Annotated in this window: 19 protein-coding genes; 16 read left to right on the top strand and 3 right to left on the bottom strand. The window is 53.5% G+C overall.

Annotation, left to right across the window (positions count from 1 at the left end):
- Nucleotides 1-64: 64 nt before the first annotated feature.
- From kbaZ to OGX81_RS07275, 12 genes are all read left to right on the top strand, one after another.
- The gene (kbaZ, locus tag OGX81_RS07330) at nt 65-1,360 is read left to right on the top strand and encodes a tagatose-bisphosphate aldolase subunit KbaZ (RefSeq protein ID WP_024130977.1); all 1,296 of its coding nucleotides are present in this window, start codon (nt 65-67) and stop codon (nt 1,358-1,360) included.
- Between the two features lie 18 nt (nt 1,361-1,378).
- Nucleotides 1,379-1,852 (top strand): PTS N-acetylgalactosamine transporter subunit IIB, encoded by a 474-nt coding sequence (gene agaV, locus OGX81_RS07325; RefSeq protein WP_012135267.1) that lies wholly within the window; start codon nt 1,379-1,381, stop codon nt 1,850-1,852.
- A 10-nt stretch (nt 1,853-1,862) separates the two neighbouring features.
- Nucleotides 1,863-2,642 carry a PTS N-acetylgalactosamine transporter subunit IIC gene (gene agaW, locus OGX81_RS07320; protein ID WP_049008849.1) on the top strand — a complete coding sequence of 260 codons (780 nt, stop codon included), beginning with the start codon at nt 1,863-1,865 and terminating at the stop codon, nt 2,640-2,642.
- A complete protein-coding gene (gene agaE / locus OGX81_RS07315) occupies nt 2,632-3,510 on the top strand; it encodes a PTS N-acetylgalactosamine transporter subunit IID (RefSeq protein WP_049008850.1) in 879 nt (292 codons plus the stop codon). Before agaW ends, agaE begins: the two co-directional genes overlap by 11 nt.
- Nucleotides 3,511-3,527: 17 nt before the next feature.
- A complete protein-coding gene (agaF, locus tag OGX81_RS07310; protein WP_049008851.1) occupies nt 3,528-3,962 on the top strand; it encodes a PTS galactosamine/N-acetylgalactosamine transporter subunit IIA in 435 nt (144 codons plus the stop codon).
- Nucleotides 3,959-5,092, top strand: coding sequence for an N-acetylglucosamine-6-phosphate deacetylase (gene nagA / locus OGX81_RS07305; protein WP_049008852.1), 1,134 nt, complete (start codon nt 3,959-3,961; stop codon nt 5,090-5,092). Before agaF ends, nagA begins: the two co-directional genes overlap by 4 nt.
- Nucleotides 5,093-5,391: 299 nt before the next feature.
- Complete coding sequence (locus OGX81_RS07300) at nt 5,392-6,537, top strand: AgaS family sugar isomerase (RefSeq protein ID WP_104868150.1); 1,146 nt, start codon at nt 5,392-5,394, stop codon at nt 6,535-6,537.
- A gap of 12 nt (nt 6,538-6,549) precedes the next feature.
- The gene (gene kbaY / locus OGX81_RS07295) at nt 6,550-7,425 is read left to right on the top strand and encodes a tagatose-bisphosphate aldolase subunit KbaY (protein ID WP_104868149.1); all 876 of its coding nucleotides are present in this window, start codon (nt 6,550-6,552) and stop codon (nt 7,423-7,425) included.
- 187 nt (nt 7,426-7,612) lie between these two features.
- Nucleotides 7,613-8,089 carry a PTS galactosamine transporter subunit IIB gene (gene agaB, locus OGX81_RS07290; protein WP_104868148.1) on the top strand — a complete coding sequence of 159 codons (477 nt, stop codon included), beginning with the start codon at nt 7,613-7,615 and terminating at the stop codon, nt 8,087-8,089.
- Nucleotides 8,090-8,142: 53 nt separating this feature from the next.
- The gene (gene agaC / locus OGX81_RS07285) at nt 8,143-8,949 is read left to right on the top strand and encodes a PTS galactosamine transporter subunit IIC (protein WP_104868147.1); all 807 of its coding nucleotides are present in this window, start codon (nt 8,143-8,145) and stop codon (nt 8,947-8,949) included.
- Nucleotides 8,939-9,730, top strand: a complete 792-nt coding sequence (agaD, locus tag OGX81_RS07280; protein ID WP_104868146.1) for a PTS galactosamine transporter subunit IID — start codon at nt 8,939-8,941, stop codon at nt 9,728-9,730. The genes agaC and agaD overlap by 11 nt, the downstream gene beginning before the upstream one ends.
- Nucleotides 9,731-9,786: 56 nt before the next feature.
- Nucleotides 9,787-10,506: a galactosamine-6-phosphate isomerase gene (locus OGX81_RS07275; RefSeq protein ID WP_104868145.1), complete on the top strand. Its 720-nt coding sequence runs from the start codon at nt 9,787-9,789 to the stop codon at nt 10,504-10,506.
- 3 nt (nt 10,507-10,509) lie between these two features.
- Here the strand turns inward: OGX81_RS07275 and OGX81_RS07270 are convergent, their stop codons facing one another.
- Together OGX81_RS07270 and rsmI are read right to left on the bottom strand one after the other, a co-directional pair.
- Nucleotides 10,510-11,511 (bottom strand): Fic family protein, encoded by a 1,002-nt coding sequence (locus tag OGX81_RS07270; RefSeq protein WP_104868144.1) that lies wholly within the window; start codon nt 11,509-11,511, stop codon nt 10,510-10,512.
- Between the two features lie 2 nt (nt 11,512-11,513).
- Nucleotides 11,514-12,377, bottom strand: a complete 864-nt coding sequence (rsmI, locus tag OGX81_RS07265) for a 16S rRNA (cytidine(1402)-2'-O)-methyltransferase (protein ID WP_104868143.1) — start codon at nt 12,375-12,377, stop codon at nt 11,514-11,516.
- Between the two features lie 62 nt (nt 12,378-12,439).
- On the opposite strand from rsmI, the gene OGX81_RS07260 reads away from it, so the two are divergent.
- From OGX81_RS07260 to dolP, 4 genes are read left to right on the top strand one after another with little or no spacing between them, the layout of a single operon-like run.
- On the top strand, nt 12,440-14,485 hold the full coding sequence (locus OGX81_RS07260) for a penicillin-binding protein activator (RefSeq protein ID WP_104868142.1): 2,046 nt from the start codon (nt 12,440-12,442) through the stop codon (nt 14,483-14,485).
- Nucleotides 14,443-14,838 (top strand): YraN family protein, encoded by a 396-nt coding sequence (locus tag OGX81_RS07255; RefSeq protein WP_047461029.1) that lies wholly within the window; start codon nt 14,443-14,445, stop codon nt 14,836-14,838. Before OGX81_RS07260 ends, OGX81_RS07255 begins: the two co-directional genes overlap by 43 nt.
- A gap of 20 nt (nt 14,839-14,858) precedes the next feature.
- Entirely contained in the window at nt 14,859-15,449 is a 591-nt protein-coding gene (gene diaA / locus OGX81_RS07250; protein ID WP_012135279.1) for a DnaA initiator-associating protein DiaA, read from the top strand.
- A 9-nt stretch (nt 15,450-15,458) separates the two neighbouring features.
- A complete protein-coding gene (gene dolP, locus OGX81_RS07245) occupies nt 15,459-16,034 on the top strand; it encodes a division/outer membrane stress-associated lipid-binding lipoprotein (RefSeq protein WP_012135280.1) in 576 nt (191 codons plus the stop codon).
- 261 nt (nt 16,035-16,295) lie between these two features.
- Here dolP and OGX81_RS07240 read toward each other — a convergent pair whose 3' ends face one another.
- Nucleotides 16,296-17,333 carry a permease gene (locus OGX81_RS07240; protein WP_104868141.1) on the bottom strand — a complete coding sequence of 346 codons (1,038 nt, stop codon included), beginning with the start codon at nt 17,331-17,333 and terminating at the stop codon, nt 16,296-16,298.
- Nucleotides 17,334-17,486: the final 153 nt, after the last annotated feature.

Genomic DNA, 17,486 nt, shown 5'->3' with positions numbered 1-17,486 from the left:
GCATCAGTATCAGATGAAACAAAATGAAAGGCAATTGTCTTAAGCATTCAACCTGGAGAGGAAAGTGAAACATCTAACAGAAATGGTGGAGCAGCATAAACGAGGGAACACAAATGGGATTTATGCCGTTTGTTCTGCGCATCCACTGGTGCTGGAAGCCGCTATACGTTATGCCCATGCAAACCATACCCCACTGCTGATTGAAGCCACATCTAACCAGGTTGACCAGTTCGGGGGTTATACCGGCATGACGCCCGCCGATTTTCGCGGCTTTGTTTACCAGCTGGCCGACTCACTTAATTTTCCACAATCACAGTTGATTCTGGGCGGCGATCACCTCGGCCCCAACCGTTGGCAAAATCTGCCTGCCGCCCAGGCGATGGCAAATGCGGATGATTTAATAAAGAGCTACGTGGCAGCCGGGTTTAAAAAGATCCATCTCGATTGCAGCATGTCCTGCGCCAACGATCCGATACCGTTAACCGATGAGATCGTTGCTGAGCGCGCCGCGCGACTGGCGAAGATCGCAGAAGAAACCTGCCGTGAGCATTTTGGCGAATCCGATCTGGTTTACGTGATCGGTACTGAAGTTCCGGTTCCCGGCGGCGCGCATGAGACATTGACTGAACTGGAAGTAACAACACCTGACGCGGCGCGAGCCACGCTGGAAGCGCATCGTCATGCATTTGAGAAACAGGGACTGAGCGCCATTTGGCCTCGCATCATCGGGCTGGTTGTACAACCGGGCGTTGAGTTCGACCATACGCATATCATTGATTACCAACCGCAAAAAGCCATCGCGTTGAGTGCAATGGTAGAAGCGTATGACACGCTGGTGTTTGAAGCGCACTCCACGGATTACCAGACGCCACAGTCGCTGCGCCAGTTGGTGAAAGATCACTTTGCGATTCTGAAAGTCGGCCCGGCCCTCACCTTTGCCCTGCGCGAAGCGTTATTCTCGCTGGCCGCAATTGAAGAAGAGCTGTTACCCGCCAAAACCAGCTCTGGTCTGCGCCATGTGCTGGAAAGCGTGATGCTCGATCGCCCGGAATACTGGCAGAGTCACTACCACGGCGACGGCAACGCACGCCGCCTGGCGCGTGGTTATAGTTATTCCGATCGCGTTCGCTATTACTGGCCGGATCAGCAGATTGATGAGGCGTTTGCACGGCTGGTTCGCAACCTGGCGGATGACCCTATTCCACTGCCGCTCATCAGCCAGTATTTGCCGCTACAGTACGCCAGAGTGCGCGAAGGGGATCTCAACGCAACGCCGCGAGAGCTCATTATCAGCCACATTCAGGACGTACTACAGCAGTACCACGCCGCCTGCCAGGGCGTTACATCCCAAAACGCATAACAACGAAGAGGAAACGCTATGCCAAACATTGTATTGAGTCGAATTGACGAACGTTTAATCCACGGCCAGGTCGGCGTGCAGTGGGTTGGGTTTGCGGGGGCAAATCTGGTACTGGTCGCCAATGACGAAGTGGCTGAAGACCCGGTACAGCAAAACCTGATGGAGATGGTGCTGGCGGAGGGGATCGCCGTACGTTTCTGGCCGCTGCAAAAAGTGATCGACAATATCCATCGCGCTGCCGATCGACAGAAAATTCTGCTGGTCTGCAAGTCGCCAGCGGATTTCCTCAAGCTGGTGGAGGGCGGCGTTCCCGTAACACGTATCAATGTAGGCAATATGCACTATGCCAATGGCAAACAACAAATTGCCAAAACGGTTTCTGTCGATGCTAACGATATTACGGCATTTAATGGCCTGAAAACCGCCGGTGTCGAATGCTTCGTACAGGGCGTTCCGACAGAACCCGCTTTGGATCTCTTTAAACTACTCTGAGGGATTCATAATGGAAATCAGTCTGTTGCAGGCTTTTGCGTTGGGTATTCTCGCCTTTATCGCAGGCCTGGATATGTTCAACGGGTTAACGCATATGCACCGTCCGGTGGTGCTTGGGCCGCTGGTCGGCCTGATTCTGGGCGATCTACATACCGGTATTTTGACGGGTGGTACGCTGGAACTGGTGTGGATGGGCCTGGCACCTTTAGCTGGCGCACAGCCGCCAAACGTGATTATCGGCACGATCGTGGGAACGACGTTTGCGATTACGACCGGCGTGAAACCCGATGTCGCCGTGGGTGTCGCCGTACCGTTTGCCGTCGCCGTACAAATGGGGATTACCTTCCTGTTCTCAGTGATGTCTGGCGTAATGTCCCGCTGCGACCGTATGGCGGCTAACGCTGACACCCGCGGCATTGAACGAGTCAACTATCTGGCGCTGCTGGCGTTAGGCATCTTCTACTTCCTCTGCGCCTTCCTGCCGATTTACTTTGGGGCGGAACATGCGAAAACCGCCATTGATGTGCTGCCGGAACGTCTGATTGACGGGCTTGGCGTCGCAGGCGGCATTATGCCTGCTATCGGTTTCGCCGTACTGCTGAAAATCATGATGAAAAATGTCTATATCCCCTATTTCATCATCGGTTTCGTTGCCGCAGCCTGGCTCAAACTTCCGGTGCTGGCCATTGCCGCAGCGGCCCTCGCAATGGCATTGATTGACCTGCTGCGTAAATCTCCTGAACCGACTCAACCTGCGGCACAGAAAGAGGAATTCGAAGATGGCATCTAATCAAACCACGCTACCAAACGTCTCCGACACTGACGAGACGCTGCTGTCCGGCGTAAACGAAAACGTCTATGAAGACCAGAGTATCGGCGCTGAACTGACGAAAAAGGATATCAACCGCGTGGCCTGGCGTTCCATGTTGTTGCAGGCTTCCTTTAACTACGAGCGTATGCAGGCATCTGGCTGGCTGTACGGTTTACTGCCCGCCCTGAAAAAGATCCATACCAACAAACGCGATCTGGCGCGTGCAATGAAGGGCCATATGGGTTTCTTCAACACCCATCCATTTCTGGTGACGTTTGTGATCGGCATTATCCTCGCTATGGAGCGCTCCAAGCAGGATGTGAACAGCATTCAGAGTACCAAAATTGCCGTTGGCGCCCCGCTCGGCGGAATTGGCGATGCGATGTTCTGGCTGACATTGCTGCCCATTTGCGGCGGTATTGGAGCCAGTCTCGCACTGCAAGGTTCTATCCTCGGCGCCGTCGTCTTTATTGTTCTGTTCAATGTGGTTCACCTCGGCCTGCGTTTTGGCCTGGCGCACTATGCTTATCGGATGGGGGTCGCGGCCATTCCGCTTATCAAAGCGAACACCCGGAAAGTGGGTCATGCGGCGTCTATCGTTGGGATGACGGTGATTGGCGCGCTGGTGGCAACCTATGTTCGTCTGAACACCACGCTTGAAATCAAGGCCGGTGATGCGGTTGTTAAATTACAGGCCGACGTTATCGATAAGCTCATGCCCGCGTTTTTACCGCTGGTCTATACCCTGACCATGTTCTGGCTGGTACGCCGCGGCTGGAGCCCGCTACGCCTTATTGGTATCACCGTCGTTCTGGGTGTAGTCGGTAAATTCTGTCACTTCCTGTAAAGACAAAGAGGTTTGAGATGTTAGGCATTATTTTGACGGGGCACGGCGGATTTGCCAGCGGGATGGAAAAAGCGATGAAGCAGATCCTTGGCGAGCAGTCGCAATTTATCGCCATCGACTTCCCGGAAGCATCAACGACCGCGCTGCTCACCTCACAGCTTGAGCAGGCCGTTGATGAACTGGACGACCGGGAGGATATCGTGTTTCTGACTGACCTGTTGGGCGGTACGCCTTTTCGGGTGGCATCAACACTGGCGTTACAGAAACCGGGACGGGAAGTGATCACCGGCACGAATTTACAGCTCCTTCTGGAGATGGTGCTGGAACGCGAAGGATTAACCAGCGAAGCCTTTCGCCAGCAGGCGCTGGAGTGCGGGCATCGCGGCCTGACCAGTCTGGTGGATGAGCTGGGGCGCTGTCGCGAAGAAAACGCCATAGAGGAAGGGATATGAGCCAGTTGCTGCGCGCCCGACGCGTGTTGACCGAGCAGGGCTGGCTTGATGATCACCAACTCCGTATTGAGAAAGGCGTTATTGCGGCAATAGAGCCCGTTCCCCCAGGAATCACAGCGCGTGATGCAGAGCTACTGTGCCCGGCATATATTGATACGCATGTTCACGGTGGCGTAGGTCTGGATGTCATGGACGACGCGCCGGAGACGCTCGATAAACTGGCGTTGCATAAAGCGCGCGAAGGCGTGGGCGGTTGGCTTCCCACGACGGTCACTGCACCGTTGGATGCTATCCGCAATGCGCTGGAACGTATTGCCCGACGCTGTCAGTCCGGCGGCCCCGGCGCGCAGGTGCTGGGTAGTTATCTGGAAGGCCCCTGGTTCACGCCGCAGAACAAAGGGGCTCATCCGCCTGAACTGTTTCGTGAATTGGATCTTGCCGAGCTGGACGACCTGATAGCCGTCTCACAGAACACCTTGCGCATCGTCGCGCTGGCGCCGGAAAAACCTGGCGCACTGCAAGCGATTCAACATCTCAAACAACGCGGCGTACGCGTCATGTTAGGCCATAGCGCGGCAACGTACGAACAGACCTGCGCCGCATTTGATGCCGGTGCAGACGGGCTGGTGCATTGTTTTAACGGTATGAGCGGATTACACCATCGGGAACCTGGAATGGTGGGCGCCGGGTTAACCGATACGCGTGCGTGGCTGGAGCTTATCGCCGACGGGCACCATGTCCATCCTGCGGCACTGCATCTGTGCTGTGGCTACGCGAAAACGCGGGTTGTATTAATCACCGATGCGATGCGCGCAGCAGGTATGCCTGACGGGCAATATGATATTTGCGGCTACGACGTCGAAATGCGTGGCGGCATTGTACGCACCGCGTCCGGTGGGCTGGCGGGCAGTACGCTCTCGATTGATACCGCCGTGCGAAATATGGTCAAACACGCTGGCGCGACGCCAGAAGAGGCTATCCATATGGCCTCACTGCATCCTGCCCGCCTGCTTGGCATCGATCGCCAGTTGGGATCGATCGAGCCAGGCAAATGCGCCAGCCTCATCGCGCTGGACAATGGCCTGCATCTCCAGCGTGTCTGGATTCAGGGGCAGCCCTTCGCCTTGTAGACCTTTCATTCTCTGTCATATTGGCCTTAGACGTAACGTCATGAGGCCTTTCTTTTTCTTTCGCTAAGGAAATCCTTAGATAACGTAAGTTAAAGCCAACACGTTATATATCAATGAGATAACTACACCCTTCGTTTCACCGATCACATTTTTCGTTTTATTTCACTTTGCATCATTGAACTTTCGATTTCTTTTCTATAGATTTTATTTAACTGAACAGAAGAACAAGTGAAACGAAACGAAAGTCAAAGGAACAATACCAACGGCTGAGTGGAGTTCACAAGACTAAGGACTATGTTATGCCAGAAACTCGCACCTCCGTTACCGGCACCTGGACGGAAGAAGAGATCCGTCAACAACCGGCCAGTTGGATCCGCTCACTCAATAACATCAGCAGTATTCGATCGGCCATTGATCGTTTCCTGACGCCATTGCTGTGCAAAAACGATCTGCGGATCATACTGACCGGCGCAGGCACTTCCGCGTTTATCGGCGATATCATCGCCCCCTGGCTTTCACGCCACACCGGGAAAAACATCACGGCCGTACCCACCACTGACCTCGTCACAAATCCAATGGATTACCTGACGCCCGCACATCCGTTACTGCTGGTCTCCTTCGCCCGCTCCGGCAACAGCCCGGAAAGCGTTGCCGCCGTTGAGCTGGCAAATCAGTTTGTGCCTGAGTGCTATCACCTTTCGATCACCTGCAATGAAGCCGGAAATCTGTATCAAAATGCCGTCGACAGCGATAACGCCTTCGCATTGTTGATGCCTGCTGAAACGCACGATCGCGGCTTTGCGATGACCAGCAGCATCACCACCATGATGGCAAGCTGTCTGGCGGTGTTCGCACCCGATATGATCAACAACCAGACCTTCCGCGATGTTGCGGATCGCTGCCAGACGATCCTCACCTCGCTCGGTGATTTCAGCAAAGGCGTTTTTGGCAATGAGCCCTGGAAACGGATCGTTTACCTCGGTAGCGGCGGGTTACAGGGCGCTGCGCGTGAATCTGCGCTCAAAGTTCTGGAGCTGACAGCCGGTAAGCTGGCTGCATTTTACGACTCGCCGACGGGTTTCCGTCACGGCCCGAAATCGCTGGTTGATAACGAAACGCTGGTCGTGGTGTTTATCTCCAGCCATCCCTACACCCGTCAGTACGATCTCGATCTGTTAGCGGAACTGCGTCGCGATCAACAGGCACTGCGCGTCGTCGCAATCGCCGCTGAAAGCGATCCTGTCATCGACGCAGGCCCACATATCCTGCTGCCGCCATCGCGCGCTTTTATTGATACAGAACTGGCTTTCTGCTTCCTGATCTACGCGCAGGTGTTCGCACTCACGCAATCCATCAGCGTCGGAAACACCCCGGACACCCCATCCGCCAGCGGCACGGTTAACCGTGTGGTGCAAGGTGTTGTTATCCATCCCTGGAATGCCTAAGAGGATCGCATCATGAGCATTATTTCCACCAAGTACCTCCTGCAAGATGCCCAGACGAAAGGTTACGCTGTCCCTGCATTCAACATCCATAACGCCGAAACGATCCAGGCGATCCTCGAAGTTTGCAGTGAAATGCAATCCCCCGTGATCCTCGCCGGTACGCCTGGCACCTTTAAGCACATTGCGCTGGAAGAGATCTACGCGCTATGCAGCGCTTACTCCAACAGCTATGACATACCGCTGGCGCTGCATCTCGATCACCATGAGTCGCTGGAAGATATCCGCCGCAAGGTCAATGCCGGCGTACGCAGCGCCATGATCGACGGTAGCCACTTCCCGTTTGAAGAAAACGTGAAGCTGGTGAAATCGGTGGTGGATTTCTGTCACGCGCGCGATTGCAGCGTGGAAGCTGAACTGGGACGTCTGGGCGGCGTGGAAGACGACATGAGCGTCGATGCGGAAAGCGCCTTCCTGACCGATCCGCAGGAAGCGAAACGCTTTGTCGAACTCACCGGTGTCGACAGCCTCGCTGTGGCAATCGGTACTGCACACGGCCTTTACACCAAACGTCCTAAAATCGATTTCCAGCGTCTGGCTGAGATTCGCGAAGTGGTTGATATCCCACTGGTGCTGCACGGCGCAAGCGATGTACCTGATGAGTTGGTGAGACGGGCCATTGAACTCGGCATATGCAAAGTGAACGTTGCAACGGAGTTGAAAATCGCTTTCGCCGCAGCGGTTAAAAAATGGTTCAGTGAAAACCCTGATGGCAACGATCCGCGTTATTACATGCGCGTAGGCATGGATGCGATGAAAGAAGTGGTACGTAGCAAAATTCAGGTTTGCGGTTCGGCAAATAAAATTTTAGCGGATCACCATTTAGCGTAAAAAGGTCTTAATTCAGCCATTTTACTCAGGAGCGCCATCTGATAAATATCAAATGGCGCTCTCTGACAAAATAACCAGGGAGACATAACGTACTCAATCACCTGAATAAATTCAGAAAGTGCTGCTGTAGAAATAATATATTTCAATAAGTTCTGTCATTCAAATATTTTATGGTGAGGATTTAAACATGAGCAGTCCAAATATCCTGTTAACCCGTATTGATAACCGATTAGTTCATGGTCAAGTTGGCGTTACCTGGACATCCACTATCGGCGCTAATCTGCTGGTCGTTGTCGATGATGACGTTGCACAAGATGAGATCCAACAGAAATTAATGGGGATTACCGCTGAAGCTTATGGTTTTGGTATCCGCTTCTTTTCCATAGAAAAAACCATTAAAGTGATCGGCAAGGCCGCCCCACATCAGAAGATATTCCTGATTTGCCGCACTCCGCAAACAGTCAGAAAATTGCTCGAAGGCGGCATCACCCTCAACGACGTTAACGTCGGCAACATGCATTTCTCTGAAGGTAAAAAACAGATCAGTAGCAAAGTTTATGTTGATGAACAGGATCTTCAGGATCTGCGCTTCATTAAACAGCACGGTGTGAACCTGTTTATTCAGGATGTCCCTGGCGATCAAAAAGAGCAGATCCCTGCGTAAAAAACAGGTCAACATTTTCGTATTAAAGGGACTTATTGATTTGAGGTGCTAAAATGCATGAAATAACGTTACTTCAGGGAATATCCCTGGCTGCATTAGTCTTCTTTCTGGGAATCGATTTTTGGCTGGAAGCCCTGTTTTTATTCCGACCGATTATTGTCTGTACGCTTACTGGCGCCATCCTCGGTGATATTCATATCGGTTTGATTACCGGTGGTCTGACCGAACTAGCGTTTGCCGGTCTGACTCCGGCGGGAGGCGTGCAACCCCCAAACCCAATCATGGCGGGTTTAATGACCACGGTTATCGCCTGGTCCACCGGTGTGGATGCCAAAACCGCTATTGGTCTCGGCCTACCGTTCAGCCTGCTGATGCAATATGTCATTCTGTTCTTCTATTCCGCCTTTTCACTGTTTATGGCGAAAGCCGATAAATATGCAAAAGAGGCAGACACTCATGCTTTCGCCCGCCTGAATTGGCTGACGACGCTAATTGTCGCCTGCTCTTACGCCATTATCGCCTTCTTGTGTACATACCTGGCGCAAGGTGCGATGCAGGCGCTGGTTAAAGCCATGCCCGCCTGGCTAACGCATGGCTTCGAAGTCGCTGGCGGCATTCTGCCTGCCGTCGGTTTTGGTTTGCTGTTGCGCGTGATGTTCAAGGCGCAATATATCCCTTACCTGATCGCCGGTTTCCTCTTTGTTTGCTACATCCAGGTCAACAACCTTCTCCCGGTTGCCGTCCTCGGTGCAGGCTTTGCCGTGTATGAATTTTTCAATGCGAAAGCAAAACAACAGTCGCAACCCCAACCTGTCGCCAGTAAAAATGATGATGAAGAGGATTACAGCAATGGGATCTGAAATCAGTAAAAAAGATATTACCCACCTGGGTTTCCGCTCATCTTTTCTTCAGGCCAGTTTTAACTATGAAAGGATGCAGGCAGGTGGCTTTACCTGGGCGATGCTCCCGGTACTGAAAAAAATCTATAAAGATGATAAAGCCGGCCTGAGCGCGGCGATGAAAGATCATCTGGAGTTCATTAATACCCACCCAAACCTGGTCGGCTTTCTGATGGGATTGCTGATCTCAATGGAAGAGAAAGGAGAAAACCGCGACACCATTAAAGGCCTGAAAGTCGCTCTTTTTGGCCCTATTGCCGGGATCGGTGATGCCATATTCTGGTTCACCTTACTGCCCATTATGGCGGGGATTTGCTCCTCTTTCGCCAGCCAGGGAAACTTACTGGGGCCCATTCTGTTTTTCGCCGTCTATTTGATGATCTTTTTCCTACGTGTCGGCTGGACTCACATCGGCTATTCGGTAGGCGTCAAAGCGATCGATAAAGTAAGGGAAAACTCGCAGATGATCGCCCGCTCGGCAACAATCCTCGGGATCACGGTTATCGGCGGTCTTATCGCCTCCTACGTGCATATTGATGTCGTGACCTCTTTCGCCATCGACAGCACGCACAGTGTAGCGCTGCAAAAGGATTTCTTTGACAAGGTCTTCCCGAATATTTTACCGATGGGCTACACGCTGCTGATGTACTACCTGTTACGGGTGAAAAAAGCGCATCCGGTACTGTTAATCGGTGTGACCTTCATTCTCTCTATTGTCTCTTCGGCACTGGGCATTCTGTAAATGGAACAGGGGGATAACTGCGCGTTATTCCCCCTTTTTAAAAGGATCACCAATAAATGCAATGTATACAGTACTGTCACAGTTATGACGCATTGAGCAATCGCGCCAGCGAGCAGATGATTACGCTCATACAGAACAAACCTGACGCCACAATCTGCCTGGCAACAGGCGCGACGCCATTACTCACCTATCGTTACTTTGTCGAGAAAATTAACCAACGTAAGATCGATATCGAGCGGGTGGTTTTCGTTAAACTGGATGAGTGGGTTGGTATTCCGCTGAATTCACCTGCAACGTGTGAATCTTTCCTGCAACAACACATCGTTCAACCGCTGGGTTTACGAGCAGAACAGCTGGTCGGTTTTCAATCTGAAAATATTAACGAGCAGGAATGCGAGCGTATCACAGAGATTATTGCCAGCCGGGGCGGCCTCGATTTATGTCTGCTCGGAATCGGAAAAAATGGTCATTTGGGGTTGAATGAACCCGCAGAGAGCCTGGAGCCGTTTTGCCATATCAGCGTACTTGATGAGAAAACGCGCCATCATGACATGTTAAAAACGGCTGCTAATCGTGTAACTCGCGGCATTACGCTGGGGTTGAAGGACATCCTGAATGCAAAAGAGATCTTGCTGCTGATAGCAGGTGAAGGGAAGCACGATGCGGTAGAAAAATACCTGACCGCCACCGTTACTACTACAATCCCTGCTTCATTTTTATGGCTGCACCGTAATGTGAGTTGCCTGATTGACGGCTCACAATATCCTGATAAATAAAATTTACAGCAACCGCCACATCCCCCCTTTTGTCGCGCCAACACGTTGCAGTTTGCCTTTTAGCTGCAACGCTTTCAGATAGCGTTCTACGGTTCGGGCTGAGAGCTCACACTCATCAGCGATACTTTTGGCAGATCTGCCCGGATGATTCGACAAGATTTGTAGAATACGTTTTTCTATATCCAGTAAATCAGGCGACATTTCTTCCGACATTTCTTCCGACATTTCTTCCGACAGGGCTGATGATTTTCCCAATCCCTCCTGCAAAGCAGAGATGATGTTTTCCAGGATAAATTCTATAAATGGCGTGCAGCTACTTTGCCGATCGCACTGCCCTAACACCTGGTAATAGCGGTCCTGTTGGTAGTGGATCAGCGTCTCTACAGGTAGCCACGCCAATTCCGATCGCCACTCACGTAGGATTAATGTCTGCCACAACCGCCCCATACGTCCATTTCCGTCGGCAAAAGGATGAATAAATTCAAACTCATAATGGAAAACAGCACCAGCAATCAGTGGGTGGAGCTCTGTCGTTTTTAACCAGCCAAGTAAATCATTCATCAAACGAAAAACTTGTGAGGCCGGAGGAGCCATGTGAATAAGCTGTTTTTCCCTGTAAACGCCAACATTTCCGGTACGTAACTGGCCCGGATTATCGACCAGACCGAGCATAAGAACCCGATGTGCTTGTAAAAGGTCAGATAACTTTTCACTTTTCCATTCCGACATCTTTTCATAGGCCAGAATCGCATTTCTAACTTCCTGTATATCTTTAGCAGGAGCCAGAATACGTTTCCCCTCCATCAGAGCGGTGACTTGTTCCGTAGTCAACGAATTATGCTCAATCGCTAAAGAGGCCTGAATAGTGCGAATACGATTCTCTTTGCGCAAAAGAGGAGATGTCCTACCAGCCATCGCAGCCCAATGCCCCATCAACTCACCAACCTCAATGACTTGATTGAGGATCAATGGAGTGATGACGAAAGGTGGTTGGTAGGTGCTCACTGTTACTCCCCCTGCTGCTCCAGCGCATACTTATACAGCGCGTTCTTTTTCACGCCGTGGATTTCGGCGGCAAGGGCGGCGGCCTTTTTCAGCGGCAGTTCCGCCTGTAACAACGCCAGCGTTCGCAGCGCGTCGGCGGGAAGCGCATCGTCCTGGGCTTTGTGCCCCTCGACAATCAGTACCATTTCCCCCTTGCGGCGGTTTTCGTCCTCTTTCACCCATTCCAGCAGTTCGCCGACCGGCGCGCCGTAAATGGTCTCCCAGGTTTTGGTCAGCTCACGCGCCAGCACCACGTAGCGAGATTCTCCCCACACGGCGACCATATCTTCCAGGCTGTCCAGCAAACGGTGTGTGGATTCATAAAAAATCAGCGTCCGTGGTTCTGCTTCAATCGCTTTCAGCGCATCACGGCGGCCTTTCGATTTCGCGGGCAGAAAACCTTCATAGCAAAAACGATCGGACGGCAACCCGGCGGCGCTCAGCGCGGCAATCGCGGCGCACGGCCCCGGCAACGGAACCACACGGATGCCGGCTTCACGACAGGTGCGCACCAGATGGTAACCCGGATCATTGATCAATGGCGTTCCGGCATCAGAAACCAGCGCAATGTTCTGCCCCTCTTTTAGCTTCGCCACCAGCGTCTCGGCTTTTTGCTGCTCATTGTGGTCATGTAAAGCGAACAAACGGGCGTTAATCGCGAAGTGTTGTAACAATAGCCCGGTATGACGAGTGTCTTCAGCAGCAATTAAATCAACGGCTTGCAAAACTTCGAGCGCTCGTTGGGTAATATCAGCCAAATTCCCGATAGGAGTAGGTACAATATAGAGTTGGCCCTGAGAATTATCCGCCGATTCGTTTTGTTTCATTGTGTCGTCCGTATTGCCGATTTAATATTGAGCATTGCGTAAAAAATATCACTGGATACAGTATGGTACCCTCAACATTTTCTCGTTTGAAAGCCGCGCGCGCGCTGCCTGTCATTCTGGCAGCATTGATTTTCGCGGGCTGTGGCACCCAGGCGCCGGATCAAAGTGCTGCCCATATGCAGGGCACGGCACAAGCTGATTCCGGCTTTTATCTGCAACAAATGCAGCAAAGTTCAGATGATAGCAAGACCAACTGGCAATTACTCGCCATTCGTGCACTGCTGAAAGAAGGCAAAAGCCAGCATGCCATCGAATTATTCAACCAGTTGCCGCAAAATCTGAACGATGCGCAGCGTCGCGAACAGTCGCTGCTGGCGGTTGAGATCAAACTGGCGCAGAAAGATATCGCTGGCGCGCAGGCGCTGCTGGAAAAACTCACTCCGGCTGATTTGGATCAGAACCAACAGGCGCGTTACTGGCAGGCGAAAATTGATGCCAGCCAGGGCCGCCCTTCTCTTTCACTGCTGCGCGCGTTAATCGCCCAGGAGCCGCTGCTGTCTGCAAAAGACAAGCAGAAGAACATGGACGCCACCTGGCAAGCGCTCTCCTCTATGACCCAGGAACAGGCTCAGGCGCTGGTCATTAACGCCGATGAAAACGTCCTGCAAGGCTGGCTGGATTTACAGCGTGTCTGGTTCGATAACCGTAACGACCCGGACATGATGAAAGCCGGGATTGCTGACTGGCAAAAACGCTACCCGCAAAATCCAGGGGCAAAACTGCTGCCCACGCAACTGGTCAATGTGCAAAGCTTTAAACCGGCTTCCACCAGCAAAATCGCCCTGCTGCTGCCGTTGAACGGCCAGGCCGCCATTTTTGGCCGCACCATTCAGCAAGGTTTTGAAGCGGCGAAAAATCTGGGGACGCAACCGGTGGACGCGCAGCCTGCCACTGCGCCTGTCGCGGAACCGACAGCGTCGGCAGAACCTGCCCAGCCGCAAGCCGCTGACGGCGTCGCCAGCCCTTCCCAGGCGGCGGTGAACGATTTAACCGGCGACGAACAAACGCAGCCTGTCGAACAACCGGTAAGCGCCCCGGCGCAGACCGCTACGGCGAGCGCGCCGGCCAACCCTTCCGCTGAACTGAAAATCTACGACACCACCTCTCAACCGCTGGATCAGATCCTCACGCAGGTTCAGCAGGATGGCGCCAGCATTGTTGTCGGGCCGCTGCTGAAAAATAACGTTGAAGAGCTGATCAAAAGCAATACGCCGCTGAATGTCCTGGCGCTTAATCAGCCTGAGAAGGTGCAGAACCACGCCAATATTTGCTACTTTGCCCTCTCACCTGAAGACGAAGCCCGCGACGCGGCGCATCATATTCACGACCAGAGCAAACAAAATCCGCTGTTGTTGATTCCACGCAGCGGGCTGGGCGATCGCGTGGCGAACGCTTTCGCTCAGGAGTGGCAGAAGCTGGGCGGCGGCACGGTGTTGCAGCAGAAATTCGGTTCTACCGCTGAGCTGAGAATGGGCGTCAACGGCGGCTCCGGCATTGCCCTGACGGGCAGCCCTGTCGCCGCCAGCCAGCCCTCACAGCCGGGCGTCACCATTAGCGGCCTGACGATTCCGGCACCGCCGACAGACGCGCAGATCACTGGCGGCGGCGGTCGCGTTGACGCGGTCTACATTCTGGCGACGCCGGAAGAGATCGGGTTCATTAAACCGATGATCGCCATGCGTAACGGCAGCCAAAGCGGCGCAACGCTGTACGCCAGCTCGCGCAGCGCGCAGGGCACTTCCGGCCCCGACTTCCGTCTGGAGATGGAAGGCTTGCAGTACAGCGAGATCCCAATGCTGGCCGGTAGCAACATGCCGTTAATGCAGCAGGCGCTCGGCGCCGTACGCAACGACTACTCCCTTGCCCGTATGTACGCGATGGGCGTAGACGCGTGGTCGCTGGCGAACCACTTCTCGCAGATGCGCCAGGTGCCGGGTTTTGAAATTAACGGTAATACCGGGGCGTTAACCGCCACACAGGATTGCGTGATTAACAGGAAGTTATCATGGCTCAAATACCAGCAAGGGCAAATCGTCCCCGCCAGTTAACGAGTAAACAGACCGGCGACGTGTGGGAAGCCGCCGCACGCCGCTGGCTGGAGAGCAAGGGACTGCGTTTTGTTGCCGCCAACGTGCGTGAGCGCGGCGGCGAAATCGATCTGATAATGCGTGACGGAAAAACCACGGTCTTTGTTGAGGTTCGTTATCGCCGCTCGGCACAGTTTGGCGGCGCGGCCGCCAGTGTGACCTGGAGCAAACAACACAAATTATTACAGACCGCCCGCTTGTGGCTTGCTCGCCACAATGGGAGTTTTGATACTGTGGATTGCCGGTTCGATGTGTTAGCCTTCACCGGAAATGATGTTGAGTGGTTTAAGGATGCCTTTAACGACCGCTCATAATTGAAGATTTAAGGATTAGCGTGCTCGATAGAATTAAAGTCTGCTTTACAGAAAGCATTCAAACGCAAATTGCTGCGGCAGAAGCTCTCCCGGATGCAATTTCCCGTGCCGCCATGACGCTGGTTCACTCCCTGCTCAACGGCAACAAAATTCTCTGTTGTGGTAATGGTACTTCCGCCGCCAACGCACAGCATTTTGCTGCCAGCATGATCAACCGTTTTGAAACAGAACGTCCCAGTTTACCCGCTATTGCACTTAATACCGATAATGTGGTCTTAACAGCGATTGCCAACGATCGCCTGCATGATGAAATCTATGCAAAACAGGTCCGTGCGCTGGGCCATGCCGGTGATGTTTTATTGGCGATTTCTACGCGTGGCAACAGTCGCGATATCGTTAAGGCCGTTGAGGCCGCCGTCACTCGGGATATGACCATTGTGGCGTTGACAGGCTATGACGGGGGCGAGCTGGCCGGGTTATTAGGGCCGCAGGATGTTGAAATCCGTATTCCCTCGCACCACAGCGCGCGCATTCAGGAAATGCATATGCTGACGGTAAACTGCTTGTGCGATTTGATCGACAACACGCTTTTCCCTCACCAGGATGATTAAGGAGTACATATGAAGGCATTTTCGCCACTCGCAGTCCTTATTTCTGCGTTGCTGTTGCAAGGTTGCGTCGCTGCCGCGGTGGTTGGAACCGCCGCTGTGGGTACGAAAGCCGCAACCGATCCACGTAGCGTTGGCACCCAGGTGGATGACGGAACCCTGGAACTGCGCGTAAACAGCGCGCTGTCGAAAGACGAACAAATCAAGAAAGAAGCGCGCATCAACGTAACGGCGTATCAGGGCAAGGTATTACTGGTGGGTCAGTCGCCGAATAGCGAACTCTCCTCGCGGGCAAAACAGATTGCGATGGGTGTCGATGGGGCGACAGAAGTGTATAACGAAATCCGCCAGGGCCAGCCGATTGGTCTTGGGACGGCTTCGAACGATACCTGGATCACCACCAAAGTGCGTTCGCAGCTGTTGACCAGCGATCAGGTGAAATCGTCCAACGTAAAAGTGACGACCGAAAATGGCGAGGTTTTCCTGTTGGGTCTGGTCACCGAGCGTGAATCAAAAGCCGCTGCGGACATCGCCAGCCGGGTCAGCGGTGTGAAACGCGTCACCACCGCCTTTACGTTTATCAAATAACCCGCCGTTTTAGCCGGATGGCGGCTAACGCCTTATCCGGCCTACGGGAAGTACCATTTGTAGGCCCGGTAAGCGCCAGCGCCATCGGGCATTGAGCCGGATGGCGGCTTTGCCTTATCCGGCCTACAGGAAGTGCCATTTGTAGGCCCGGTAAGCGCCAGCGCCACCGGGCATTGCGCCGGATGGCGGCTGCGCCTTATCCGGCCTACAGAGAAGCACTTACGTAGGCCGGGCAAGCGAAGCGCCCCCGGCATTGCCACTTCACACCAGCGCAATACTTCCCACTATCACCCCAGAAATCGCCACCAGTACACCTGTAAGCCACAACGCTTTTACCGGGAAGGCTTTACGCAGCATAATCAGCGACGGCAGACTCACCGCCGGCAAGGTCATCAGCAGCGCCAGAGCAGGTGCGGTTCCCATTCCTGCCAGCATCATCGTTTGTACAATCGGAATCTCTGCGGCGGTAGGGATCACAAACAGGCATCCCGCGACGGCCATCGCAATAACCCACATCAGCGTATTATCAACTGCGCCATCGGCATGTGGGAACAGCCAGACACGCGCCGCGCCTAATACCAGTACCGCCAGGATATAAACCGGGATCGTACTCCAGAATAGCGACCACAATGCCTTTCCCCAGCGAGCAAAGAATCCGCCCTGCGGTTCAGATACGGTGATCTCCTGAGGAATGTCTACCTGCGGCGACTCTTTCACCCATTTCTGCACCAGCGTCGCCACCACCAGCACCATCGCCAGCCCGGCAACCAGACGAATAGCCGCAAAATGCCAGCCGAGCACAAAGCCCATAAACACCAGCGTTGCCGGATTCAGTAACGGATTACCCATCCAGAACGCCAGCGCGCCGCCCATAGAAACCTGCTGGCGACGCATTCCCGCCGCCACCGGCGCGGCGCAGCAGGTACACATCATGCCTGGCAGCGAGAACAGGGTGCCAAACAGCGTGCCGCGAAAACGTGACTGCCCCAGAGTACGCAGCAGCCAGTCGCGCGGGATCAACACCTGAATCAGCGAACCGAGGATCACCCCCAGCACCGCCGCCTTCCAGACCGCGATAAAATAGATCATCGCGTAGTCCCAGGCCGCTCGCCACGGGTTCGCATCCACCTGCGCCAGAATAGATTTACCGATACTGTGCGTTTCCGCAGCCGTGAAGGCTTTGCCGTAATAAGGCTGCCATTTCACATACCAGAGGCCAACGATAACGACGAGAAAGAAGAGTGCGGGTTTCCACCATTGAAATGGCGTCACCGCCTGAGATGAAGACTGACCAGCCATAGCATTCCCCAGGAAGTTATTGAGATAATTAAGCCCGTGAATACTACGCCTTTGGGAAATGTTTGGAAACGTCGTTTTTTATTGGATGGGGACAGAATGCCCGGTGGCGCTCGCGCTTATCGGGCCTGGAGAACGCCACGAAATCCCATGTCG

It is taken from the genome of Citrobacter sp. CK206 (assembly GCF_030333125.1).
Taxonomy (GTDB): Bacteria; Pseudomonadota; Gammaproteobacteria; order Enterobacterales; family Enterobacteriaceae; genus Citrobacter_B; species Citrobacter_B koseri.
Note: the sequence above shows the minus strand (reverse complement) of the source record. Positions and strands in the feature narration are given on the sequence as shown.